The sequence below is a fragment of the Streptomyces sp. NBC_00310 genome (genome assembly GCF_036208085.1).
Lineage (GTDB): Bacteria > Actinomycetota > Actinomycetes > Streptomycetales > Streptomycetaceae > Streptomyces.
The window spans coordinates 7,331,994-7,355,497 of sequence record NZ_CP130714.1 but is presented as its reverse complement, the minus strand read 5'-3'; the positions used below and the strand labels follow the sequence as shown (position 1 = coordinate 7,355,497).

The following is a 23,504-nucleotide window of genomic DNA, read 5'->3' as shown; positions in this document are numbered from 1 at the left end:
CTCACCCTTCACGGCAGTCCGCATACCATGGCATGACTGCCATTCGGGACATCCGGTGGACGGGTATCGCGAGAGGGGGGAAGTGCTCATGGCGCGTTTTCCACGGGGGGCGGCTCTGGCCGCTGCCGTGCTGCTGATCGCCGGCTGTAGCGGCGGCACGGACGACGGAGCCGGCGACGAGGCGAGCGACGGGAAGGCCCCGGCATCGTCACCGGCGCCCCAGAAGCTCGACTGGGAGCGCTGCAAGGAGACTGCGGAGGGACCGGCACCGGGCGACGACTGGCAGTGCGCGACGCTGAAGGTGCCGCTGGACTACGCGAACCCGGACGAAGGGACGATCGGACTCGCGCTGATCCGCAGCAAGGCGACCGGCGACACCGACGAACGTCTCGGCTCCCTCCTGTTCAACTTCGGCGGGCCCGGCGGCTCCGGCGTGTCCATGCTGCCGTCGTACGCGGCGCTCACGAGCGAACTGCACAAGCGGTACGACCTGGTGAGCTGGGATCCGCGCGGGGTGGCCGAGAGCGAGGGGGTGCGCTGCCGCGGCGACAAGGAGATCCAGGCGGGCGAGTCGGTGGACGCGACACCGGACGACGCGACCGAGGAGACGGCCTTCTTCGAGGACGCGGCCGGCTTCGGCGCGGGCTGCGAGAAGGCCGCGGGCAAGCTGCTGTCTCATGTCTCGACCGCCGAGACCGCCCGCGACATGGACGTCATGCGCCAGGCCCTGGGCGACGAGAAGATGCACTACCTCGGCATCTCGTACGGCACCGAACTCGGCGGGGTCTACGCCCACCTGTTCCCCAAGAACGTGGGACGCCTGGTCCTGGACGCGGTGGTCGACCCGACCGCCGACACGATGGGCCACGCGAGGAACCAGGCCCTGGGCTTCCAGCGCGCCCTCGACAACTACCTGAAGTCCACGGGCCAGGACCCCGAGGAGGGCACCCGGAAGATCGAGGACCTGCTGGAGCGGATCGACGCCGAGCCGCTGGCGACGACGTCCGGCCGCGAACTCACCCAGACCCTGGCGACCACCGGCATCGTCCTGCCGCTCTACAGCGAGCAGAGCTGGCCCACCCTGACCAGCGCACTGGACGCGGCCGAGGACGGCGACGGCACCGAGCTGCTCGCGCTGGCCGACGGGTACAACGAGCGTGACCCCTCGGGCCACTACGGCACGACGACCCACTCCCAACGGGTCATATCGTGCTTGGACCAGAAGCAGCGGCCGACTTCGCAGGAGACGAAGAAGCTGCTGCCCGAGTTCCGGGAGATCTCGCCCGTTTTCGGCGAGTTCCTCGGCTGGGACACCGCGGGCTGGTGCCACGACTGGCCGGTGCCCGGCCTGACGGACTCGCCGGAGGTGAGCGCACCGGGAGCGGCGCCCGTCCTCGTGGTGGGCAACACCGGGGACCCGGCGACGCCCTACGAGGGCGCGCGGAAGATGGCCGAGGAACTGGGCGAAGGCGTGGGTGTGATGCTCACCTGGAAGGGCGAGGGCCATGGCGCGTACGGCAGCGGCAGCAGCTGTGTCGATTCGACGGTGAACGCGTATCTGCTGGACGGGGCGGTGCCGAAGGACGGCAAGGTCTGCACCTAGATGTTCCGTCTCGGGACGGTCGCCGGCTCGCGCTGGTCCGGACGGCAGCGGGAAGGGGCCCGGCACCGGTGGTGCCGAGCCCCTCTCCGGAAGGCGTGTGTCTAGTAGACCGGCTTGTTCGGCTCGATCTGGTTGACCCAGCCGATCACGCCGCCGCCGACGTGGACCGCGTCGGCGAAGCCGGCCGACTTCAGGACCGCGAGGACTTCCGCACTGCGGACCCCCGTCTTGCAGTGCAGGACGATCTTCTTGTCCTGCGGGAGGGCCTCCAGGGCGGTGCCCATGAGGAACTCGTTCTTCGGGATCAGCTTGGCGCCCGGGATGGAGACGATCTCGTACTCGTTGATCTCGCGGACGTCGATGATCTCGATGTTCTCACCGTCGTCGATCCACTCCTTGAGCTGCTTGGGAGTGATCGTCGAGCCGGCGGCCGCCTCCTGGGCCTCCTCGGAGACGACGCCGCAGAAGGCCTCGTAGTCGATGAGTTCGGTGACGGTGGGGTTCTCGCCGCAGACCGCGCAGTTGGGGTCCTTGCGGACCTTGACCTGGCGGTACTGCATCTCCAGGGCGTCGTAGATCATCAGGCGGCCGACCAGCGGCTCACCGATGCCCGCGAGGAGCTTGATGGCCTCGTTGACCTGGATGGAGCCGATGGACGCGCACAGCACACCGAGGACGCCGCCCTCGGCGCAGGAGGGGACCATGCCCGGCGGCGGGGGCTCCGGGTAGAGGCAGCGGTAGCAGGGGCCGTGCTCGGACCAGAAGACGGAGGCCTGGCCGTCGAAACGGTAGATCGAGCCCCAGACGTACGGCTTGTTCAGCAGCACGGCCGCGTCGTTGACCAGGTAGCGGGTCGCGAAGTTGTCCGTGCCGTCGACGATCAGGTCGTACTGGCTGAAGATCTCCATCACGTTCTCGGCCTCGAGCCGCTCTTCGTGGAGGATCACGTTCACGTACGGGTTGATGCCGAGGACGGAGTCACGGGCGGACGCGGCCTTCGAGCGGCCGATGTCGGCCTGGCTGTGAATGATCTGGCGCTGCAGGTTCGACTCGTCGACCTCGTCGAACTCCACGATGCCGAGCGTCCCGACGCCCGCCGCGGCCAGGTACATCAACGCCGGCGAGCCCAGGCCGCCGGCGCCCACACAGAGCACCTTGGCGTTCTTCAGCCGCTTCTGCCCGTCCATCCCGACATCGGGGATGATCAGGTGGCGGGAGTACCTGCGGACCTCGTCTACGGTGAGCTCGGAAGCGGGCTCGACCAGGGGTGGCAGCGACACGGGGACTCCGTTGGTCGGTCAATCACTACAGTTGTTCTCCCCGTAACACTGCCACGCCCTTTTTCATTCCGAGACACCCGTTCCAACCAGCGAGACGATTTCGTCCCAGTAGCCGGGCATCGTCTCCCAGGGGTCGATCCTGCCGCCGCGGTCCGTGCGGTCGGTGAAGTAGATCGTGGCGGCGCCCTGCCAGCGGGCTGTGCGCAGCGCCTCGTCGAGGTGGCCGCGCGGGACACCGTGGACGAAGTGGCAGAAGCGCTCGGGCGGATGGTCGGCGGTCCACTCGGCCACCTGCGACCAGCGGTATTCGCTCCAGGGGCCGGAGAAGGTCACCAGTTGGTCGGCGGTCTCGGCATAGCCGGGATACGGGTGGGTGCCGTGGCCGAGGACGACATGGCCGCCGCCGAGGAGTGCGCGGAGCGCGGTGACGGTGCGGCTGGTCTCGGGGAGGGCGCTGCGCTCGGTGGGGCAGCGGTCCAGGAGGAAGCCGTCGACCTGGTACCAGTCGAGGTAGCGGCGGGCGTCGGAGGCGATCTCGGCGAAGGCGCGCGCCCCATAGGTCACGTCCAGATGGCCGAGAACCCGCACGCCCGTGTTCCGCAGCCGTCCGGCGGCTTCCAGACAGTGCGGGTCGGGACGGGTGCCGGGGCCGTCGGAGACGTTCAGGACGACCCAGTGCAGGGGGGTGCCGGGGCGGGTGAGTTTGCCCCATTCCAGGGGAGCGAGGAGGGGGTGGGCGTAGCCGGGGATGCCGAAGCCGAGCCGTAAGCCGGTGCTCGCGATGCCGGAGGAGGCGGGGGTCAGATACGGCATGCCGCCTCCATCCAGATGTCGGCGAGGGACTCCTCGAGGTTGATGCGGGGCCGCCAGCCGAGCCGGTCGCGGGCGGTGCGCACATCGGCCTGCTGCCAGCTGCCGCAGCCGTCCGGGTAGGGGTAGGAGACGGGGGCGGCGTGGTCGGGTTCGGGGCGGGGGTGGCCGATGGTGGGCCTGATGGGGCCGGGCGGGGCGTCGAGTTCGTGGAGGGCTCCGCCGTAGCCGGCGACGCGGGCGAGGACGGCCGCGGCGTCGCGGAGGCGCACGGCGCGGCCCGAGCCGATGTTGATCACGCCCTGGGCCGCGGAGAGCGATGCGGCGTGGACGGCGCGGGCGACGTCGCGTACGTCGACGAAGTCGCGCTGGACGCCGAGGCCGCCGAGTTTGAGTTCGCCGTCGCCGGACTGCATGGCGCGGCGCATGGCTTCGGCGAGGCGGCCGAGCGGGGAGCCGGCGGGTGTGCCGGGGCCGGCGGGCGAGAAGACGCGGAGGACCACGGCGTCCAGGCCGGAGCCGAGGACGAGTTCGGTGGCGGCGAGCTTGCTCACGCCGTACGGACCGCCGGGACGGGGCACGGCGTCCTCTGCGGTGGAGGAGCCGGGCTGGCTGGGCCCGTACTCGGCACCACAGCCGAGCTGCACCAGGCGTGCCCCGCAGCCGCTGCGGCGCAGGGCCTCGCAGACGGTGGCGACGGCGACGGTGTTGTGCCGGGTGAGTTCGCGGGCGCCGCCGCGGGTGGCTCCGGCGCAGTTGACGACGACTCCGGGGTGGACGGCGTCCAGGAAGCGGGTGAGCGCGCCGGGGCTGCCGGTGGCGAGGTCGAACCGTACGTCGGCGTCGTCGCCGCGGCCGAGGGCGGTGAGCTGCACGGCCGGGTCGGCGAGCAGGCGTTCGGCGACGAAGCGGCCGAGGTATCCGTTGGCTCCGATCAGCAGGACCCTCATCGGGCGGCTCCCGGGGCGGGTTCTCCGGTTCGGGAGGTGATCATCTGGCGTTCTCCTTATGGGGTGGTGCCGTGAGTGATGAGGTGGGCCCGCGGTGTCGGCTCCGCGGGAGGGGCGCGCGGACGGAAGTCCGGCGCGTCGGTCGGGCCCGGGCTTCGCGCGGCGGTATGCGGCCGTCGTGCGGAGCCCCGGATGGGTCAGGTGGCCCCGGAGGGCAGGGCGTGGGCCGAGGCCCGGGTCAGGGTGCGGGTGGTGTGGACGAGGAGGACGAGCGCGGCGGCGCCGCACACGAGAGCGGGGACGGCCCCGACACCCCAGGCGTCGGCGACTGTCTCGACGGGGACGGACAGGAGGGAGCAGCCCGGCAGGCGGCTCGCGAAGACCGTGCCCAGCCCGAGCGCCTCGCCCAGGGCGGCTGTCCGGAGGGCGAGGGCCGGGGCCTGGGTGAACCCGTGCGCGGTGAGGAGGCGGGCGAGCAGTAGGAGGGCGCCGAGGGCACCGGCGCCGGCGTACCCGGCGGGCTCGTCCAGGACCGCGCCGCACAGCGCGAGCAGGGCGGACAGGGCACAGAGGTGGAGCGCGAACACGCCGAGGATCAGGGGCTGCACGGAGTCGGCGAACTCCGCGAGGCCTCGGCTGGTGGCGAGTTTGCGGCGGGCGCGTACGGCCAGGAGGTGGGCGCACCAGACAGCGGGCGCGCAGGACAGGGCGAGTGCGAGCACGGGTGCGACGGCCGGCGGCCAGAGGCCGTGGGGGCCGCCGTGGAGACCGGCGGCGAGCAGGCCGTCGCCGAGGATCGCGTACGCGATCAGCCAGCAGGTCCAGGCGCGGGTACGACCGGCCGGGCCGGACGGGGCGCGCAGTGGTCCCCGGTCGAGGGCCACGCGGAGGCCGAGCGCCACCGCGAGGGCGCCGAGGGCGCCGAGGGCGGCGACCGCGAGACGGGGTTGGCCGTCGGTGAGCCGAATTCCGACCACGGCCGCCGCGCACAGGGCGCCCGGCAGGAGGGCGAGGACCGCCCATCCACCGCGCGCGCCGGGCGCACTCGGCGCCGGCTCGCGCTTCGTGGATTCCTCCCCGTCACGCGACACCCGCGCATACATCTCCTCGGCGAGCGAGAACACGTCCCGGTGCCGGAAGCGGGCAGCCGTACGGTCGGTCACCCCGTGCGCCTCCAGCCCGGCGGCGATCTCCAAGGAGTCCACCGCCCTCTCGCAGAGTTCCCGGTGCCGGTGCATCAGGGCCTTCACGGGGTCGACGGCACCGCGTCGGGGGGTGGACCCAAGTGCGGCTGCGGCGGGGTCGTCGTCGGCCGGTCCCAGGGTGGGGTCGGGTGAGGCGACCAGGTCCTGTGCTGCCAGGAGACGGGGCGAAGTCATGGCATCCGGCGGGGCCTTCGGACCGGGCGAGCCCTTGGTCCCGGGCTCACCCGACGGCCCTCGCGGGGCCGGTTCGCCCGACCGCTCCCTCAGGCTCGAAGCGCGCGCCGCCACCGGCCCACCCAGCCCGTCCGACTCGCCCCTCCCGTCCGCGTGGCCCAGTCCGTCCGCGCGGCCCAGTCCGTCCACGCGGCTCAGTCCGTCCACGCGGCTCAGTAGGTCCGCGCGATCCAGTACGTCCGAGCGCTCCACCCCGTCGAAGCCATCGACCCCGTCCAGCCGCAGCTCGCTCATCGCGTCCCCTCCCCCCCGGGCACCGGATCCCCGGCCGCCGTCCCCGGAGGCCTCTCCGCAGCCCGGACCGGAGCCGATCCCGACGGCGCAGCGGCGACAGGCGCCGACGCCGGACCGGGTACGGGACCCGAAGCCGGTGCCGGACCAGACACGGAACCCCAAGCCGGAGACGGACCAGGCACGGAAGCCGACTGCGCCCCCGCCCCCGTCCCCGCCCCCGACCCCGAACCCGGGCCGGGCACAGACCCCACCGCCGGCGTCGCACCCGGCACCGAAGCCGTGTCCCGCACAGGTGTCGTCCCACGCTCGGGCGCCGTCGCCCGCTCGGACGCCCCCATCGCCCAGCGCGGCCTCCCCGAGGCAACCCCGCCCAGGCCCGCGGCACCGGCGACTCCCGCAACCCCTGCCACACCGGCAACCCCCGCGATCCCGAGGCCGCCCGCCACCAGGCGGGAATCGGTCCAGTGGCCGGGCACATGGGCCTCGGCGGGGGATCCGAAGGGCAGGGGCTCGCCGGTGTCGTCGAGGACGACCTTGCGCACCGGGGCCTGGGAGACGATTTCGAGGTAGATATCATGAAATGCCGCGACGTTCTGCTCCACCGTGAAGAGTTCGACGGCGCGGGCGCGCGCGGCCGCACCCAGGCGCGCACGGCGCGCGGGTTCTCGCAGGAGCGCCACGCACGCTTCGGCGAGCGCCCGCGGATTGCGCGGTGGGACGACGATCCCGGTGCCGCCGATGACCTCCACGACCGCGCCCACGTCGGTGGAGACCGTCGGCCTGGCGCAGAACATGGCCTCGACCAGGCTGATCGGGAAGCCCTCGACCACGCTCGACAGCACGACCACCGCACCCGCCGCGTAGGCCTCGGCCAGGTCGGGGACGGCCGGGTCGCCGATCTCCTCGAAGGAGACGGGGTTGTCGCCGATCGCGTGGACGCCGTCCGCCTCGTCGGGGAAGAGCTGCGCGGCCAAGGCCCTGCAGTGGCCCAGATAGGCGGCGGCCTCGGCCCCCGCTGCCGCTCCGACGATCCTGAGCCGCGCCTTGGGCTCCGCCCGGCGGATCTCGGCGAAGGCGTGCAGCAACGAGATCAGGTCCTTGGCGGGCTCGATGCGGCCGACCCACACCAGCGTGTGCGGATCCGCGCACTCCGGTGACTCGCCGACCGCCGCGAAGCGGGCGGCGTCCATGCCGGGGTAGACGGTCCGGATGCCGGCGCGGTCGGCGCCGCAGCGCTCCTGCCAGCGCCGGGCATGGGTGTTGCCGGGGGTGAGACAGGCGGCCTGCCGATAGACCTCGGCGGTCAGCCGGCGGTGGAAGGCCGCGAGCAGCGCGCGCACCGGCGCCTCTCCCGAGGTCCCGAGGTAGTGCGCCCGGAGGGGCACGCCGTACTCGGTGACCAGCAGCGGAACCCCGTGGAAGTGGCGGGCCAACAGCCCGGGCAGCGCGGCCGAGCCACCCGCCGCCGCGTGGCACAGGTCGACCGAGCCGAGCCCGTCGTCCCCGTACCAGTCGAGTGAGAGGGGGCGCAGGGCGCGTTCCAGATGTGAGGCGACCGCCAGTAGATCCGGTACGCGAGCCTCGCGCGCCCCTCGCAGTGCGCCCGGCGCACGACATGCGCGCTCCAGCGTGCGCACCGCGACCTCGGAGCGCAGCGCGCCGACCAGTCCGCCCTCGTCACGGGCCAGCTCGGCGAGCCCGTACAGCGCGTTGCCGAAACGGTCCGCCTCAGCCCCCGCCCCACCTTCGGAAGCCTTCTCGACGCCTTCGGCCCCCTCGGCTCCACGGGCACCGCCGAGCAACCCGGCCACACCAGCCCCACCGTCGGGACCGCCCACTCCCCCCGAGCACAGCGCTGCCACCAGCTCGCCGTACGCCTCCGCGAAGCGCCTCCGCGCCCGGCGGCCGTGGACGACCCCGTCGTCCTCGGCCGTCCACAGCGGTGCCGTGCGGACCCGGTTGACCTGCGGCGGCAGCGGGAGCCAGCCCTCGTCCTCCTGCCGCTCGCTCCGGCTGAGCGCGTAGATGTCGAACTCGTGTCGCGCCAGCCCACGTACGAGTCGGTCGCACCAGAGCCTGGCGTCACCGCTCACATACGGATAGCCACCCTCCGTAAGCAGTCCGATGCGCACGCGTGCACCCCCGATCTCCCGTTTGAGGAGCCGCCGTTCACCCGGCGGCCCGCAGCGGGACGAACGTATGCGGACAAGGCGGTGGTGCGACGGACGGTTGTCCATCACACCACCAAAAGGGGTGAACGGTCGTAACTTTCCCCAGCGGGACGCGTTTTGTCGCGCTAAGGGATCAATCGATCACGCCGCGTCGGCTTGCGCGGGCTCTCGTCAACTCCCGGGGTACGGCCAGGGATTGGCCTTGCACGTGATCCCGTCATAGGTCAGGAACTTGCTCTGCTGCTGCATGACGGGGGCGAGCTCGCCGTCCTTGTCGCAGGTCACATGGGGGTAGTCGAGGCGGTGGCCGATCTCGTGGTTGATCAGCATCTGCCGGTACGCGTGGATCTGGTCGCCGTACGTCTCCGAACCCTGGGCCCAGCGATACGCGTTGATCATCACGCGCTCGGTGGCGGCCGAATCGCAGGAGACGTTGTCCACGGTCGTGTCGAGCCCCGACTTGGCGCACCAGGTCGCGGTGGTGCCCGGGCTCGCCAGCGTGATCACGAAGTCGGGTGTCCCCGAGGAGATCCGCTCGAACGTCCGGCCGCCACCGTGGGCCCAGCTCCGTTCGTCGTTCAGGGTCTTCTGCACGGCGTCGGCGAACAGCCCCGCGTCCAGCCCCAACCCCTTCTCGACGTCGACCCGGTAGCGGTACTTCCGTCCCACCCCCGGCGCCTTGTCGAAGCCCTTGACCGCCTCGAACTTCCCGCCACCCTCGAGATCCGCGGCGAGCTCGTACTTCTTGCCCATCTTCTGGTCGTACGACAGCGGCGTCGCACTCGGGCTCGGCGAACTGGACGGTGTGGGCCGGTTGTCGCTGCGCGAGGCGTCGCGCACAGCACGTTCGCCGGCGTCGGCGGCCTGCGACTGCGTGGCGGTGCCGTCATCCTGTCCACCGGCCATCTGTCCGCCCACGACGACCGCCAGCACGGTCGTGACCGCGGCGGCCGCGATCCCGGCGAACGCCCGCCCCTTGCCGCCCTTCGCCGTCTCCACGTCCTCGGAGTCATCGCCCGGAGGCTGCTCACCCGACGCCCGCGACGGCTTCTGCCGCAGCGGCTCCTCTCGCGACGGCTTCTCCTGCAGCGGCTTCTCCGCGAAAGCCGCCTCGACCCGGCCGTCGGCATCGGCACCGGGCGCCGCACGGTGTGTCCGACCGGGTGCGAAGACGTCGTCGACCTCGTCGAAGGCGTCCAGATAGGTCTGGCGGGGGCCTCCGGGGGGCATGGTCTCCTGCCGCTGCCGGGGAATGGGGAGGCGGCGGCCGGAACGCTCGGGAGGCACGCCGTACGGGGCGCCGGGGGGTGCCGCCTCGCCCGGCACACCATACGGGGCCCCCGCAGGAGCCCCGTGCGCCACGCCGTGTTCGGCACCCGTCCGGCGCCCACCACCACCCGAGTGCCCCCAACCCCCGCCCGCTTCACGCTGCTCGGGGTGCCCGCCACGACTCACCGGATAGCCGCGGTCCGGGGTGCCGTCCGGGAGCCGGGGGAAGCCGTGCGCGGGCGTACCGTCGGGGAGACGGGGGAAGCCGTGCGCGGGCGTACCGTCGGGGAGACGGGGCATCCCGTGCGCCAAAGTGCCGTCAGGCAGGCGCGGGAAGCCGTGCGCCGGAGTCCCGTCGGCGTAACGGGGCGCGCCGTGCGCCGGGGTGCCACCGGGCAGGCGCGGGAAGCCGTGCGCGGGGGTGCCGTCAGGGGAACGCGGCCCCTGTATCCCGGGCGCACCCCCGGTGAACCGTGGAATCCCCTGGCCCGGAGTCCCGTCGTACCTGCGGGGCAACGGGGTGCCGCCTGGCGACTGCGCTCCCGCCTGCGCCGCCGGAGCCGAGGTGCTCCCGGCGCCCCGGGAACCCGGTCCGCCCGCACGCGGGGCTCCCTGGGCTTCCGGTGCGCGTGGCGCCGGTTCGCGGTCACCCGTACCGGCGGACGTCGCCGTCCGGGCTGTGCTCATCTCGTCCGTCTCGCCTTTCGGCGCCCGCCCCTTGCGGCTGTGCCGTCCCACGCCGCGCCTCAGCTCCCCACGCCGGGTGACCCCTTGGGAGGCTCTTCGGCGACCGATTCGCCGCCGTCGACGCCGGCCGATCCACCGTCGCCCACCGGACCACCCTCACTCGAACCGTCGCCCGGAGCCGAATCCGAACCCGCGCTCGAAGCCGCAGCACGAGCAGAACTCACCGTAGCCGAAGCCGAAGTTGAACCCGAAGTCGAAGCCGAAGCCGAAGCCGAAGTTGCAGCCGAAGCGGCAGCGGAAGCCGAATCCTCATCCAGACCCCAGCCTCTCCGCCCCGAACCCACCGGCACCGATACCGACACCCGGTCCGCCCCGCCGCTCGACTTCCCCGTATCCGCCAGCAGTTCACGGAACGCGGCGGCAACGGCCTCCGGGTACTCCATCATCGCCACGTGTCCCGCGTCCGGCAGGGAGACGAGGCGGGAGTCGCGGAAGGAGCGGGCGGCACGCTGGGCCATGCGGTAGCCGACGAGTTGGTCGCGGCGGCCGTAGACGAGGAGGGTCGGGGCGAGGACGCGCTCGGCCTGGCGCCACAGCGAGTGCTGCCCGCCCAGGGTGTACGCGTCCACGATCCCACGGGCGGAACGCGTCAACGCGTCCCACATGTACGGCAGTTGGAGCCGCCGTTCCATCTCCTCCACGGCGTTGCGGAAGCCCTCCTCCGTGACCCGGCCGGGGTCGCCGTAGCAGAGCGCCGTGACGCCCCGTACGCGCTGCTCGGCGCTCCAGCCCTTGGTGAAGCGGGTGAAGAGCGCCGACATGCCCGGCAGGGCGAGCATCGCGGTCGGCACGGCCGTCCGCTGCACCCGCAACTCCGGCAGGGCGGGCGACACGAGGGTCAGGGTGCGGACGAGATCGGGGCGCAGGGCGGCGACGCGGGTCGTGATCGCGCCGCCGAGGGAGTTGCCGAAGAGGTGCACCGGGCCGCGCCCGGCGGATTCGAGGTACCGGATGACCGCGCGCGCGTGGCCCGTGACGGAGTAGTCGCCGTCGTCCGGCGGCGGCGAGTCGCCGAAGCCGGGCAGATCGAGCGCCTCGCTGTCCACGAGGCCGTCGACCAGCGGCATCAGGGCGGACCAGTTCTGCGAGGAACCGCCCAGGCCGTGCACGTACACGGCGGGCGGCAGTCCTTCGCGCGCCGGCGGTCTCGACCGCACCGACAGCGTGATCCCCGGTAGCCGAACCGACCTGAGTCGCTCACCGGGCGCCACGCGCACGGCACTCGCCTTCGGCGACGCGGTGGCGGTCAGCAGGGACGGCAGCTCGGTCGAGGACATGCGGGCAATGTTACGAGACGATCACGCAGTGGCTCATGTGTTCGCCGTCACAGAACGTGCCACAAATCAGCCACTTCTCAAGGGGTACCGGGGCGTGCAGCACTCGCCGCGAGGGCCGAGCGCTTACCGCCTGATCACGCCGAACCACACAGCGCCACGACCACCTGTCTCCCAGACTCATGAAACAGGCTCATAAGCAGGCACATGACCCTGCATCCAGGCCCGCGAAGAGGGCACCCGTACGTGGCCCCACCGCCTCCGGGGACGTACCGGCGACGCCGGGGCAGCACAGGAAGGGGAACCCACGATGGCCGTCGACCCGACCGAACCCGACACCTTCCCCGAGGAGGACTCCATGGAGTTGGACGACGTCGAGGCCCCCGAGGCCGACGCCGCCGAGCAGCACACGGACATCGCCCAGGACCGGGACGACCCGCTCACCGACGCCGACCCCGGCGCCGCCAACGAGGCCGACCTGGCGGAGCAGGCACGAGTAGTCTCCCTGGACGAGGACGACTACCGGTAACCCGATCCTCACCAGGGACGACGACCGGTGACGAGAAAGGGCTTCCTTTCTGCCCGTCCTGCCCCTGTTCGATATGGTCCGCAGCACTTTCCCCGCTGTCCGGTCCGTGAAATTCTGCGCTCGCACCGCGCACACCCGGGTTACCGAAAAGTACGATGGCGGCGCGGCGCACACCCGCATGTGGACGATCTTGGGAGGCGGCGTGACAGCCATCGAGCAGACAGAGGCGGCGCGCCCGCGGGGCACACGCCTGCCGCGCCGAGCCCGACGGAACCAGTTGCTGGGCGCCGCCCAGGAAGTCTTCGTGGCCCAGGGCTACCACTCGGCTGCGATGGACGACATCGCCGAGCGCGCCGGAGTCAGCAAGCCGGTGCTCTACCAGCACTTCCCCGGCAAGCTCGACCTCTACCTGGCGCTGCTGGACCAGCACTGCGAGTCCCTGATCCAGGCCGTACGCGGTGCGCTGGCGTCGACGACCGACAACAAGCAGCGGGTCCTGGCGACGATGGACGCCTATTTCGCGTACGTCGAGGACGAGGGCGGTGCCTTCCGGCTGGTCTTCGAGTCCGACCTGACGAACGAGCCCGCCGTGCGCGAGCGCGTCGACAAGGTCACCAACGAGTGCGCCGAGGCCATCCGCGACGTCATCGCGGAGGACACCGGCCTCTCCCGCGCGGAGTCGATGCTCCTCGCCTCGGGACTGGGCGGCCTCTCCCAGGTGGTGGCGCGGTCCTGGCTGCACAGCGACCGCAGCGTCCCGCGCGAGCAGGCGGTCCAGCTGCTGGCCTCGCTGGCCTGGCGCGGCATCGCGGGCTTCCCCCTGCACGGCATCGACCAGCACTGACCGACAGCGCTGATCGACGGCACCGACGGTGCGACCCCGGGCCCGCCGCCTCGGCACAGCCCTGGTCCCGGGGTTTTGTTCCCGCGCTCTGTTCGCTCCTGGCGTTCTCAGGCGGAGCGTGTACGTCCCCTCACCGGGCTAATGTGTGCTGCGTACGGCGCGGAAGCCCGCGCATTTCACTGACCGTCGGAGGGACATAGCCGTGGAGGTCAAGATCGGCGTGCAGCACGCGCCCCGCGAGATCGTTCTGGAGAGCGGTCAGAGTGCCGAGGAGGTCGAGCGTGCCGTTGCCGAGGCGCTGGCCGGCAAGTCGGCGCTGCTGAGCCTCACGGACGAGCACGGCCGCAAGGTCCTGATCCCGGCCGACCGTCTCGCCTACGTCGACATCGGCGAGTCGGCCGTCCGCAAGGTGGGCTTCAGCGCGCTGTAGCCAAGAGGCACAAGAGGCGTAGGGAGGGGGCCCGGTGGTGTGAAACCACCGGGCCCCCTCCCTGCGCCCGCTCCTCATGGCTCGCACGGGCCGAACCGCACAGGGCCACCACATCTCATGCACCGACGATGGTTGCGTTCCCTGACTCGCGGGTAGTACCGGCTACGACCGATTTGCCCAGGCCAGGCCGTGCGGGAGGGAACCCGATCATGTTCTTGGAAGCACTCGGATCCGCACTCCTCGGCTTCGCCCTGGCCTGCGCCGCCGCCTACCGGCTGCCGCACCGCCTGCCGTCCCGCACCCTGGTCCTCCCGACCGGCACCGCCGGCGCCCTCTTCGGCGCCTTCCTCACCCACACGGCACTCGGCTCCGCGAACTACCTGCTGATCCTCGCCGGCGCACTGGTCGTCGCGGCGGCCTCCCTGTCCCTGCTCCTGCGCCCGACGGAACGATTTCGACGCAGCAGCTCCGCGACGGCGTGAGGAAGGCCGTCCGGCAGGGACGAAGCCCCACGTCACGGGGCGCGGGGAACTGCGCGACCAGCCGCGACGAACCCCGCACCCGCAGGACGACACTTCACCCCACGGCGACTAGAGCCATCAGAAGGGCCCTAGGCGCCCCCGGCTCAGGCCGCGAGGCCCAGCGCGGCCATCCGCTTCGTGTGCGCCTCAGTGATCCGCGAGAACATCCGCCCCACCTCGGCCAGATCGAACCCGTCGGCGACACCACCCACGAGCATCGTGGACAGGGCGTCCCGGTCGGCCACCACCCGCTGCGACTGCGACAGCGCCTCCCCCATCAACCGCCGTGCCCACAGCGCCAGTCGCCCGCCCACTCGCGGGTCCTCGTCGATCGCGGCGCGCACCTTCTCCACGGCGAACCCGGCGTGCCCGGTGTCGTCGAGCACGGCGAGCACCAGCCCGCGCGTGTCCGAATCGAGGTGGGCGGCGACCTCCCGGTAGAAGTCGCTGGCGATCGAGTCACCGACGTACGCCTTGACGAGCCCCTCCAGCCAGTCCGACGGCGCGGTCTGCCTGTGGAAGCCGTCGAGCGCGTCGACGAACGGTTCCATGGCCCGCGTCGGCTCCTCGCCGACCTCGGTGAGCCGGTCCCGGAGCCTCTCGAAGTGGTGGAACTCGGCCGCCGCCATCTTCGCCAGTTCCGACTTGTCGGTGAGGGTCGGCGCCAGCTTCGCGTCCTCCGCGAGCCGCTCGAACGCCGCCAGCTCCCCGTACGCCAGCGCACCCAGCAGGTCCACCACCGCGGCGCGGTACTGCGGGTCGGCGGAGGCCCGGGCCCAGTCCTGGGCGGCGATCCCGGTGACCTCGGCGGTGTCGGCGGACTCGCTGCCGACGGCGTTCTCAGGCTTGTCAGACGTGGTCATGAAGCGCACAATAGCCCGCTCCCCCCAAGGCGGAAGAGCGTGGTCATTCAGTGTGACGACGACTACGTGACCAAATCGGCCATCGCATATGCGCGATTCCGGGGTATGGTGGTAATGCGCCTGCTGGTACGTCGACGTAGTTCGAACGTGTCTCGACAGGCCGCACGCATGAGGATGCCCGGTCGGTGGCCCGATCGGCTCCGACCCGACAGCCCTCCTTTTCCGTACGGCACTCTGCGTACGGCGTCCGGAGGGAACCCCTCAGCGGTATGAGCGCTAGAGCGTCGGCAGTGGTCCCGTGCCACACGGCCCGCCCGTGCGGTGGCCGACGTCCCCGGCACGGTCCGACACGACCCCCGCGCTCGCCTCACACCGCGTACACAGAAGAGGCAGCACCCTGACTACGACTTTCCGAGATCTCGGAATCTTTCCCGAGACGGCCGAAGCCCTTGAGGCCGTCGGCATCATCACCCCCTTCCCCATCCAGGAGATGACGCTCCCGGTCGCCCTCACCGGCACCGACGTCATCGGCCAGGCCAAGACCGGCACCGGCAAGACACTGGGCTTCGGTCTCCCGCTCCTCGAGCGCGTCGTCGTCCCCGCCGACGTCGAGGCCGGCCGCGCCAAGCCCGAGGACCTCGTCGACTCGCCGCAGGCGCTCGTCGTCGTCCCCACGCGCGAGCTGTGCACCCAGGTCACCAACGACCTGCTGACCGCCGGCAAGGTGCGCAACGTGCGCGTCACCGCGATCTACGGCGGCCGCGCCTACGAGCCCCAGGTCGAGGCCCTCAAGAAGGGCGTGGACGTCGTCATCGGCACCCCCGGGCGGCTCCTCGACCTCGCGGGCCAGAAGAAGCTGAACCTGAAGCACGTCAAGTGCCTGGTTCTCGACGAGGCCGACGAGATGCTCGACCTGGGCTTCCTGCCCGACGTCGAGAAGATCATCAACATGCTTCCGGCCCGGCGCCAGACGATGCTGTTCTCGGCGACCATGCCGGGCGCGGTCATCGGCCTCGCGCGCCGCTACATGTCGCAGCCCACGCACATCAGCGCCACGGCGCCGGACGACGCGGGCAAGACGGTCGCGAACACCAAGCAGCACATCTACCGCGCGCACAACATGGACAAGCCCGAGCTGGTCGCGCGCATACTGCAGGCCGAGGGCCGCGGTCTCGTGATGGTCTTCTGCCGTACGAAGCGGACGGCGGCCGACCTGGCCGACCAGCTCCAGCAGCGCGGCTTCGCGTCCGGCGCGGTCCACGGCGACCTCGGCCAGGGCGCCCGCGAGCAGGCCCTGCGTGCCTTCCGCAACGGCAAGGTGGACGTCCTCGTCTGCACCGACGTCGCCGCCCGCGGCATCGACGTCGAGGGTGTCACCCACGTCATCAACTACCAGTCCCCCGAGGACGAGAAGACGTACCTGCACCGCATCGGCCGTACGGGCCGCGCGGGCGCCAAGGGCATCGCGATCACCCTCGTCGACTGGGACGACATCCCGCGCTGGCAGCTCATCAACAAGGCGCTGGACCTCGGGTTCAACGACCCGCCGGAGACGTACTCCACCTCCCCGCACCTCTTCGAGGAACTGAACATCCCCGCAGGCACCAAGGGTGTCCTGCCGCGCTCGGAGCGAACGCGCGCCGGGCTCGGGGCGGAGGAACTGGAAGACCTCGGCGAGACGGGCGGGCGCGGTCCGCGCGGTCGTGGCGGCCGTTCCTCCGGCCCCGCGCCCGCCGCCGAGCGCGAGCGTGAGCGTGAGCGTGAGCGCCCGGCGCGTACGCCGCGTCGTCGCCGCCGTACGCGCGGTGGTGCCACCGTCGACGGGGTGTCCCCGGAGGCCGCCGCGGTCACGGAGCCGTCGGAGTCCGCGCAGACGCCGGGCGCCGACTCCGCCGAGTCCGAGTCCCGTACGCCTCGCCGTCGCCGCCGCACCCGTGCCGGGGCGAACCCCGCCGCCGAGGCGGTGGCCGAGACGGTCGAGAGCACGCCGGCCGAGCGGGCCGAGGCCGTGGTCGAGACCGTCGCGGGCACATCCGCCGAGTCGGTCGAGGAAGCCGCCAAGCCGCGTCGCCGCCGCACCCGCAAGTCGGTGGAGGCCGTCGAGGCTCCCGTCGCCGAGGCCGCGCCCGGTGCGGACGCCGCGCTCGACACGGCCGAGGGCGCGACCGTCGCCGAGCCGGCGGCCGAGGCCCCGGCCACGCCGCGTCGCCGCACCCGGAAGGCCGCCGCGCCCGCCGAGGCCGTGGTCCAGGAGACCGTCGCCGAGGAAGCCCCGGCCAAGCCCCGGCGCCGCACCCGCAAAGCCGCCGAAGCCGTCGTCGAGGCCACGGACACCGCCGCCGAGGCCGCCGCCGACACCGTCGAGGCACCCGCACCACGCCGCCGCACCCGCAAGACTGTCGCGGAGGCCGCCGAGAGCGGGGTGGAGGCCGTCGCCGAGGAGGCGACGTCCACGCCTCGTCGTCGGACCCGCAAGGTCGCGGAGGCCGCCGTGGCGCCCGCTGCCGAGGCCGCGCTCGACACGGCCGAGGGGGCGGCCGCCGCCGAGACCCCGGCCACGCCGCGTCGCCGGACCCGCAAGGCCGCCGCGCCCGCCGAGGCCGTGGTCCAGGAGACCGTCGCCGAGGAAGCCCCGGCCAAGCCCCGGCGCCGCACCCGCAAAGCCGCCGAAGCCGTCGTCGAGGCCACGGACACCGCCGCCGAGGCCGCCGCCGACACCGTCGAGGCACCCGCACCACGCCGCCGCACCCGGAAGGCCGCGGCTGCGGCTTCGGTCGAGGGTGCGGTTCCGGCCCAGCCGACGGAGGAGCAGGCCACGAAGCCGCGTCGTACGCGTAAGGCTGCGGCTTCGGTTGCCGCCGTCGAGGAGACGGGTGAGGCTCCGGCGCCGCGGCGTCGGACGCGGAAGGCTGTGGCTGCCGTGGAGGCTGCGGAGAGCTGAGCCGATTCGGCCGAGTGAAGGTCCGGTTCCCCTCGGGGGGCCGGGCCTTCGGCGTTTCCAGGGTTTCCTCGCCCCCGCCGCCCCTACCCGTCCCATCCCCAAGGGGCTGCGCCCCTCGGACCCCCAGCGGCGGGTCCGGTGGGGGTTCTCGCGCGGTTCCCCGCGCCCCTGGAAGGCAGGGGGCTGCGCCCCGCCTTACAGGGGTGATGCCCGAGCAGCCTCGGCCCACGCGCCCCATGGCGAACCCCTCGCGGGCGAAGGGGTGGCGCGGTCAGCCGGTTCGGGCGACGGTTACCCTCCCTCCATGAGCCGTCCCCCGTCCTTCACTCCGCCCGCCGGTGCCTGCGCCCATCTTCTGCGTACCCCTCGTGGGGAGTTCGCCGTGATCGAGGCGGGGGTGGCGGTGAAGGGGACCGTGCTGCTCGTGCCGGGGTTCACCGGAAGCAAAGAGGACTTCATCGCGCTGCATGAACCGTTGGCGGAGGCGGGGTACCGGACGGTGGCGGTGGACGGACGCGGGCAGTACGAGAGCCCGGGTGCCGAGGACGACGAAGCGCCGTACGCGCAGGCCGAGTTGGCGAAGGATCTGCTCGCCCAGGCGGAGGCCGTGAGCGACGGCGGCCCGCTGCACCTCGTCGGTCACTCCCTCGGCGGTCAGATCTCCCGCGCCGCCGTGCTGCAGGACGCCTCCCTGTTCGCCTCGCTCACCCTCATGGCCTCGGGCCCCGCCCATATCTCGGTCGGCCAGCAGCAGCGCGTGACGCTGTTGCGGGACGCCCTGGCCGTGATGGACATGGAGCAGGTGTGGGAGGCCATCCAGGCGATGGAGGCCCCGGAGCCGGAGGAGAGCGAGACCGGCGCCCTCGACGAGGGTTTGGACGACCGCGCCGACCTGCGCCGCCGCTGGCTCACCACCAGCCCCGCCCAGCTCATCGCCACGGGCCGCCAGCTCTGCGCGGAACCCGACCGTGTCGCCGAACTGGCCGCCGTGGACCTGCCCAAGCACGTGCTGTCCGGCGAACACGACGACACCTGGCCGATCCCGGTCATCGACGACATGGCCGTACGACTGGCCGCCCACCGCACCGTCATCCGGGACGCCGAGCACTCCCCCAACACCGATCAGCCGAAGGCGACGGCGGACGCCCTCGTCGCCTTCTGGGACGGGATCACCACCGGCTGACCCGGCGGCAGGGCCCCGGCAGCCGCCTCCCGTACCGTCCCGTACTCCTGGTACCGCGCTCGCTGCTAGTGTTCTGAGTCGGGAATTCTGTTCAGATGTATAGGCTTGCTCCATGGCACGGACGGGGCGGCCGAAGGCCGAGTTGACACTGTCGGACGAAGAACGGGCCGCACTCGAGGAGTGGGTGCGGCGACGTTCCACGCCGCAGGCATGGGCGTTGCGGTGTCGGATCATCCTGGCCTGCGCCGAGGGCGCCTCGAACAAGGACGTGGCTGCTCAGCTCGGTTCCACACCCCATGCGGTGGGCCGCTGGCGGGCCCGGTTCGTGCAGTACCGGATCGCCGGTCTGGGTGACATGCCGCGTCCGGGCGGCCCAAGGACCGTGACGGACGAGCAGGTTGCCGCGGTAGTCACCAAGACGCTGGAATCCACTCCGAAGAACGCAACGCACTGGTCGACGCGGTCGATGGCGAAGGAGACGGGCCTCTCGCAGTCGTCGGTTTCACGGATCTGGCGGGCCTTCGGCCTGCAGCCGCACCGGTCGGAGACCTTCAAACTGTCGACCGATCCGTACTTCGTCGACAAGGTCCACGATGTCGTCGGCCTTTACCTGGACCCGCCCGAGCGGGCCCTGGTGTTCTGCGCCGACGAGAAGTCGCAGATCCAGGCCCTGGACCGATCCCAGCCCGTGCTGCCAATGATGCCCGGGGTTCCCGAGCGGGTGACCCACGACCACGTCCGCGCCGGCACCACCACCCTGTTCGCCGCCCTCGAGGTCGCCACCGGCAAAGTGATCGGCTCCCTGCACCGCAGACATCGGGCTGAGGAGTTCAAGAAGTTCCTCACCAAGCTCGACAAAGAGGTGCCCGCCGACCTGGATGTCCACCTCATCTGCGACAACTACGCCACCCACAAGACCCCCGCCATCAAGAAGTGGCTGCTCAGCCCACCCCCGCTTCCACCTGCACTTCACACCGACCGGCTCGTCCTGGCTGAACCTCGTCGAGCGATGGTTCGCCGAACTGACCAACAAGCAGATACGGCGCGGCGTTCACAGGTCCGTCCAAGCCCTGGAGAAGGACATCCGCAACTGGATCGCCGCCTGGAACACCGACCCGAAGCCCTACGTCTGGACGAAGACCGCAGACGAGATCCTCGAACGCCTCGCCAGTTATCTGAACAGAATTCCCGACTCGGAACACTAGTACTGCGCTCGGAGGTGCTCCCAGAACCCGTCCCGCAGTGCCCGTCTCAGGTCCGCCTGCCCCCGCAGCGAGTACTGGAGCAGTCCCTCCGCCTCGACGAGCAGGTCCTGGTCGACGGAGCCGGGGAGGTACGGGTGGCCGTGGAGAAGCTCCTGCAGGGTCTCCCGGCCCCGGGAGGCGAGCCACTTCGCGGCGATCTGGGCGCCGACGAAGCGAACGTCCTCGCGGGTGGGGCGGGCGCCGGTGGGGGTCTCGTAGGTGGCGGCGGCCCGCCGTGACACGTACGGCTTGAAGAAGTCGAGGTCGAAGGTCCGCTGGCTGTCGACCTCCCAGAGCAGCGGCTCGGCCTGGTTGCGGCCCTCGGGGGCCTCGATTCCCCACAGGTGGACCCGCGCCCCGTACCCCTGCGCGGCCTCGACCGCCGAGACCAGGTCCTCGTCGCCGCCGAGGAGGGCGGCGTCGCTGATCGCGCGGTGCCGGGCCAGTGACTCCAGATCGGTGCGGATCAGGGAGTCGACGCCCTTCTGCTGGTTGTTGGCGTTGAGATTGCCCAGTCGCACCTTCACGTCCGGCAGTTCGGCGATCGTCTGCTGTTCCGCCGTATGGATGCGGCGGCGCGCCCCGTCGTACCAGTAGACCCGCAGCAGTCGGCTGTCCGCGAAGATCGTGCGGGCCTTGTCGATCAGCGCGTCGATGAGTCCCTCCGCGTCGAGGTCGAAGGACCGCCGGTCCTCCGTCCCCGCGACGAGCCGTCCGGCGGCCGCGTACAGATACCCGGCATCGACGAAGATCGCGTGGGTCGAGGGCGTCTTCGCCACCTCGGCGAGCATGCGGTGAAGCAGCTCGTTCGTACGGTCGATGCGGGCGCCGAGCGCCGTGAGGTCGTCGTTCATCACCCCCATTGTCCCGGCGGTCACGCTACGAACACAACCGGTCCCAGTCAGTCTTCTCGCCTCCGGGCAGGCATCCCCACGCCTACCGCTTACCGGCTAGTAATTAGCTTCTCGAAAATTTTCCTTAGCGTAGGGAATGTTTGTCACACGCATGCCGTTGACTCCTCATGGAACACGGGCACCGACGACCCGTGAACCACCACCAGTAGTTCTCCTCAGGAGGATGACCAGACGAAGGGAGAAGCCCTTGCGCTTCGAAATTCTGCGACTCGACGACGTCAGCGGTACACCCGTGGACAGCACCGTCGTGGACGCCGCCTCCGTCAACCGGATCGTGCAGCAGGCCGCCGCCATCGGGCAGCGCCTCTGGATCCGCCCGGCAGACGTGACCGCCCCGTAGTACGCGGATCCGTTCACACTTCAGAGCCCCGTACGGCACGACGCCGTACGGGGCTCTGCTATGTCCGCCACAGGTCCGTCCCGGCGGACCGGCCGGGCCGAGCCGCTCAACCGCCCCGCACGACCTGGGTGACACCGTTGATGATCTGCTGCACGGCGATCGCGGAGAGCATCATGCCCGCGAGGCGGGTCACCAGCACCACGCCGCCGTCCTTGATGACCCGGATGATCAGCAGCGAGTACCGCATCGTCAGCCAGAGCACGACGTGGATCGCCAGGATCGCGGCCCACACGGACATCTGACCGGCCACGCCGTCCGCCTTCTGCACCGCCAGGATCACCGACACGATCGCCCCGGGACCGGCCAGCAGCGGCATCCCCAGCGGCACGAGCGCGACGTTCACGTCCTTCGTCTGCTTCGGCTCGTCCGTCTTGCCGGTCAGCAGATCCAGCGCGATCAGCAGAAGCAGCAGCCCGCCGGCGATCATCAGCGCCGGCACGGACACATGCAGATAGTCCAGGATCTGGTGCCCGAGCAGCCCGAAGACGGTGATCACGCCTCCGGCCACACAGACGGCCTGGAATGCCATCCGCTTCTGGGTGCGCGCGGGCCGACCGGCGGTGAGCCCGAGGAAGATCGGGGTGATCCCGGGGGGATCCATGATCACGAAGAGAGTGAGGAAGAGGGAACCGAAGACGGCGAGATCGAACACAGAGGTGCCTTGCGAGAGTCAAGAACGAAGGAAAGAGGGCAGCCCAGTGTGATGGCCGGTAACCACTGTGGGCAATCGTTTCCGCAGGGCGATGAGGGCACCGCCCGGCTCGAACGGGGTGGAGAGCTGGGGGAGGGTGGGCACAGCCGACAGCCGCCGGGTGCCGTCCCACGAACGGACGGGCTAGCGGGCTCCGCCGGTCCCCGGGACGGGAAACGCTCCGGTGGCCCGCCGGGTGATCTCCCCGTACACCTCGGGATCGGTCGTGTACTCGCCGAGCACGCAGGTCTTGCGGCTGCCGTGGTAGTCCGAGGATCCGGTGGTGAGGAGTCCCAGCTCCTTCGCCAGGCCGCGCAGCCGCGCCCTGGTCGCCGGGTCGTGCTCCATGTGGTCGACCTCGATGCCGTCGAGCCCGGCGGCGGCCAGCTCGGCGATGGCGGACTCCGCCACGGTCCGGCCGCGTTTGACGGCGGCGGGGTGGGCGAAGACGGCGACGCCACCGGCGCCCTTGATCAGCCGGATCGCCTCGAAGGGGTCGGTCTCGTGCTTCTCGACGTAGGCGCGGCCGCCGTCGGCGAGCCACTGCTGCGTGAAGGCGTCGCTCACGGTCGGTACGACGCCGAGTTCGACGAGGGCGGTGGCCACGTGCGGCCGCCCCACGGAACCGCCGCCGGCGATCCGCGCGACCTGCTCCCAGGTCACCGGCACGCCCAGCTCGTTCAGCTTGGCGATCATCCCGCGGGCCCGCGGGACCCGGTCGTCCCGGACCAGCTCACGCTCGGCGAGCAGCCCGGGTTCCTCGGGGTCGAACAGATAGGCCAGCATGTGCATGCTGACGCCGTCCAGCCGGCAGGACAGCTCGGCGCCGGTGACCAGCGTGAGCCCCTCGGGCAGCGCGGCGATCGCCTCGGCGTGCCCGCGCGTGGTGTCGTGGTCGGTCAGCGCGACGACGTCCAGCCCTGCCGCGGACGCCTTCCGCACCAGCTCGGCCGGGGTGTCCGTGCCGTCGGAAGCCGTGGAGTGGCTGTGCAGATCGATACGCACGACTCGGACTCCAGGCGCAGACGAAACGGAAGCGGACGCTCAAGGATAACGCCCTTCCGGACCACTCCTGTCACACCTGAAACCCCGGAGTGCCCCCTACAGGCGCGCGGAAGGGGCTACTGCCATTCCCGGCCAGGGGCAGCGGAGTCCGGGGCGCGGGGA

The 23,504-nt window shown here is 71.6% G+C and carries 19 protein-coding genes and 1 pseudogene; 9 read left to right on the top strand and 11 right to left on the bottom strand.

Annotated elements, in window-relative coordinates:
* The first annotated feature begins 88 nt into the window (after window positions 1-88).
* Window positions 89-1,603: an alpha/beta hydrolase gene (locus OG202_RS32290; RefSeq protein WP_327727910.1), complete on the top strand. Its 1,515-nt coding sequence runs from the start codon at window positions 89-91 to the stop codon at window positions 1,601-1,603.
* A gap of 101 nt (window positions 1,604-1,704) precedes the next feature.
* Here OG202_RS32290 and moeZ read toward each other — a convergent pair whose 3' ends face one another.
* The 7 genes from moeZ to OG202_RS32255 all read right to left on the bottom strand — a co-directional run bounded on the left by moeZ (window position 1,705) and on the right by OG202_RS32255 (window position 11,780).
* Complete coding sequence (moeZ, locus tag OG202_RS32285; protein ID WP_326577705.1) at window positions 1,705-2,883, bottom strand: adenylyltransferase/sulfurtransferase MoeZ; 1,179 nt, start codon at window positions 2,881-2,883, stop codon at window positions 1,705-1,707.
* Between the two features lie 63 nt (window positions 2,884-2,946).
* Window positions 2,947-3,696, bottom strand: a complete 750-nt coding sequence (locus OG202_RS32280) for a spherulation-specific family 4 protein (protein WP_327727911.1) — start codon at window positions 3,694-3,696, stop codon at window positions 2,947-2,949.
* Complete coding sequence (locus OG202_RS32275) at window positions 3,684-4,643, bottom strand: NAD-dependent epimerase/dehydratase family protein (protein ID WP_326577707.1); 960 nt, start codon at window positions 4,641-4,643, stop codon at window positions 3,684-3,686. The genes OG202_RS32280 and OG202_RS32275 overlap by 13 nt, the downstream gene beginning before the upstream one ends.
* A gap of 197 nt (window positions 4,644-4,840) precedes the next feature.
* On the bottom strand, window positions 4,841-6,316 hold the full coding sequence (locus tag OG202_RS32270) for a hypothetical protein (RefSeq protein WP_328223989.1): 1,476 nt from the start codon (window positions 6,314-6,316) through the stop codon (window positions 4,841-4,843).
* The gene (locus OG202_RS32265) at window positions 6,313-8,448 is read right to left on the bottom strand and encodes a DUF3492 domain-containing protein (protein WP_327727913.1); all 2,136 of its coding nucleotides are present in this window, start codon (window positions 8,446-8,448) and stop codon (window positions 6,313-6,315) included. Before OG202_RS32265 ends, OG202_RS32270 begins: the two co-directional genes overlap by 4 nt.
* A 210-nt stretch (window positions 8,449-8,658) precedes the next feature.
* Entirely contained in the window at window positions 8,659-10,056 is a 1,398-nt protein-coding gene (locus tag OG202_RS32260; protein WP_405895370.1) for a DUF3152 domain-containing protein, read from the bottom strand.
* Window positions 10,057-10,502: 446 nt separating this feature from the next.
* Entirely contained in the window at window positions 10,503-11,780 is a 1,278-nt protein-coding gene (locus tag OG202_RS32255) for an alpha/beta fold hydrolase (protein ID WP_327727915.1), read from the bottom strand.
* 307 nt (window positions 11,781-12,087) lie between these two features.
* On the opposite strand from OG202_RS32255, the gene OG202_RS32250 reads away from it, so the two are divergent.
* The 4 genes from OG202_RS32250 (at window position 12,088) to OG202_RS32235 (ending at window position 14,062) form a co-directional block, all read left to right on the top strand.
* A complete protein-coding gene (locus OG202_RS32250) occupies window positions 12,088-12,306 on the top strand; it encodes a hypothetical protein (protein ID WP_326577712.1) in 219 nt (72 codons plus the stop codon).
* Between the two features lie 202 nt (window positions 12,307-12,508).
* Window positions 12,509-13,150, top strand: a complete 642-nt coding sequence (locus tag OG202_RS32245) for a TetR/AcrR family transcriptional regulator (RefSeq protein WP_326577713.1) — start codon at window positions 12,509-12,511, stop codon at window positions 13,148-13,150.
* A gap of 202 nt (window positions 13,151-13,352) precedes the next feature.
* Window positions 13,353-13,580, top strand: a complete 228-nt coding sequence (locus OG202_RS32240) for a DUF3107 domain-containing protein (RefSeq protein ID WP_326577714.1) — start codon at window positions 13,353-13,355, stop codon at window positions 13,578-13,580.
* A 209-nt stretch (window positions 13,581-13,789) separates the two neighbouring features.
* Window positions 13,790-14,062: a hypothetical protein gene (locus tag OG202_RS32235; protein ID WP_326577715.1), complete on the top strand. Its 273-nt coding sequence runs from the start codon at window positions 13,790-13,792 to the stop codon at window positions 14,060-14,062.
* Window positions 14,063-14,205: 143 nt separating this feature from the next.
* Here OG202_RS32235 and OG202_RS32230 read toward each other — a convergent pair whose 3' ends face one another.
* Entirely contained in the window at window positions 14,206-14,973 is a 768-nt protein-coding gene (locus OG202_RS32230; protein ID WP_326577716.1) for a ferritin-like fold-containing protein, read from the bottom strand.
* A 481-nt stretch (window positions 14,974-15,454) separates the two neighbouring features.
* Between OG202_RS32230 and OG202_RS32225 the strand changes: the two genes are divergently transcribed.
* The 3 genes and pseudogenes from OG202_RS32225 (at window position 15,455) to OG202_RS32215 (ending at window position 20,293) form a co-directional block, all read left to right on the top strand.
* On the top strand, window positions 15,455-17,905 hold the full coding sequence (locus tag OG202_RS32225; RefSeq protein ID WP_328223988.1) for a DEAD/DEAH box helicase: 2,451 nt from the start codon (window positions 15,455-15,457) through the stop codon (window positions 17,903-17,905).
* Window positions 17,906-18,209: 304 nt separating this feature from the next.
* Window positions 18,210-19,088, top strand: a complete 879-nt coding sequence (locus OG202_RS32220) for an alpha/beta fold hydrolase (RefSeq protein WP_327727917.1) — start codon at window positions 18,210-18,212, stop codon at window positions 19,086-19,088.
* 112 nt (window positions 19,089-19,200) lie between these two features.
* Window positions 19,201-20,293 (top strand): annotated as a pseudogene (locus OG202_RS32215) (IS630 family transposase).
* On the opposite strand, the gene OG202_RS32210 reads toward OG202_RS32215, so the two are convergent.
* Window positions 20,290-21,195, bottom strand: coding sequence for an NYN domain-containing protein (locus OG202_RS32210; RefSeq protein WP_326585630.1), 906 nt, complete (start codon window positions 21,193-21,195; stop codon window positions 20,290-20,292). The pseudogene OG202_RS32215 and the gene OG202_RS32210 sit on opposite strands and share 4 nt — an antisense overlap.
* Before the next feature lie 238 nt (window positions 21,196-21,433).
* Here OG202_RS32210 and OG202_RS32205 point away from each other — a divergent pair, with 238 nt between their 5' ends.
* A complete protein-coding gene (locus OG202_RS32205) occupies window positions 21,434-21,586 on the top strand; it encodes a hypothetical protein (RefSeq protein WP_327727919.1) in 153 nt (50 codons plus the stop codon).
* Window positions 21,587-21,692: 106 nt separating this feature from the next.
* Here the strand turns inward: OG202_RS32205 and OG202_RS32200 are convergent, their stop codons facing one another.
* Window positions 21,693-22,298: a MarC family protein gene (locus OG202_RS32200; RefSeq protein WP_327727920.1), complete on the bottom strand. Its 606-nt coding sequence runs from the start codon at window positions 22,296-22,298 to the stop codon at window positions 21,693-21,695.
* Between the two features lie 183 nt (window positions 22,299-22,481).
* Window positions 22,482-23,342, bottom strand: coding sequence for a PHP domain-containing protein (locus tag OG202_RS32195; RefSeq protein WP_327727921.1), 861 nt, complete (start codon window positions 23,340-23,342; stop codon window positions 22,482-22,484).
* Window positions 23,343-23,504: the final 162 nt, after the last annotated feature.

What these genes read in the sequence shown, in the direction of transcription:
- OG202_RS32225 (WP_328223988.1), top strand. Translation starts at nt 15,455, where the DNA reads ATGACGCTCCCGGTCGCCCTCACCGGCACCGACGTCATCGGCCAGGCC.
- OG202_RS32280 (WP_327727911.1), bottom strand. Translation starts at nt 3,696, where the DNA reads ATGCCGTATCTGACCCCCGCCTCCTCCGGCATCGCGAGCACCGGCTTA.
- OG202_RS32210 (WP_326585630.1), bottom strand. Translation starts at nt 21,195, where the DNA reads ATGGGGGTGATGAACGACGACCTCACGGCGCTCGGCGCCCGCATCGAC.
- OG202_RS32270 (WP_328223989.1), bottom strand. Translation starts at nt 6,316, where the DNA reads ATGAGCGAGCTGCGGCTGGACGGGGTCGATGGCTTCGACGGGGTGGAG.
- OG202_RS32220 (WP_327727917.1), top strand. Translation starts at nt 18,210, where the DNA reads ATGAGCCGTCCCCCGTCCTTCACTCCGCCCGCCGGTGCCTGCGCCCAT.
- OG202_RS32235 (WP_326577715.1), top strand. Translation starts at nt 13,790, where the DNA reads ATGTTCTTGGAAGCACTCGGATCCGCACTCCTCGGCTTCGCCCTGGCC.
- OG202_RS32255 (WP_327727915.1), bottom strand. Translation starts at nt 11,780, where the DNA reads ATGTCCTCGACCGAGCTGCCGTCCCTGCTGACCGCCACCGCGTCGCCG.
- OG202_RS32250 (WP_326577712.1), top strand. Translation starts at nt 12,088, where the DNA reads ATGGCCGTCGACCCGACCGAACCCGACACCTTCCCCGAGGAGGACTCC.
- OG202_RS32260 (WP_405895370.1), bottom strand. Translation starts at nt 10,056, where the DNA reads ATGCCCCGTCTCCCCGACGGTACGCCCGCGCACGGCTTCCCCCGTCTC.
- OG202_RS32275 (WP_326577707.1), bottom strand. Translation starts at nt 4,643, where the DNA reads ATGAGGGTCCTGCTGATCGGAGCCAACGGATACCTCGGCCGCTTCGTC.
- OG202_RS32290 (WP_327727910.1), top strand. Translation starts at nt 89, where the DNA reads ATGGCGCGTTTTCCACGGGGGGCGGCTCTGGCCGCTGCCGTGCTGCTG.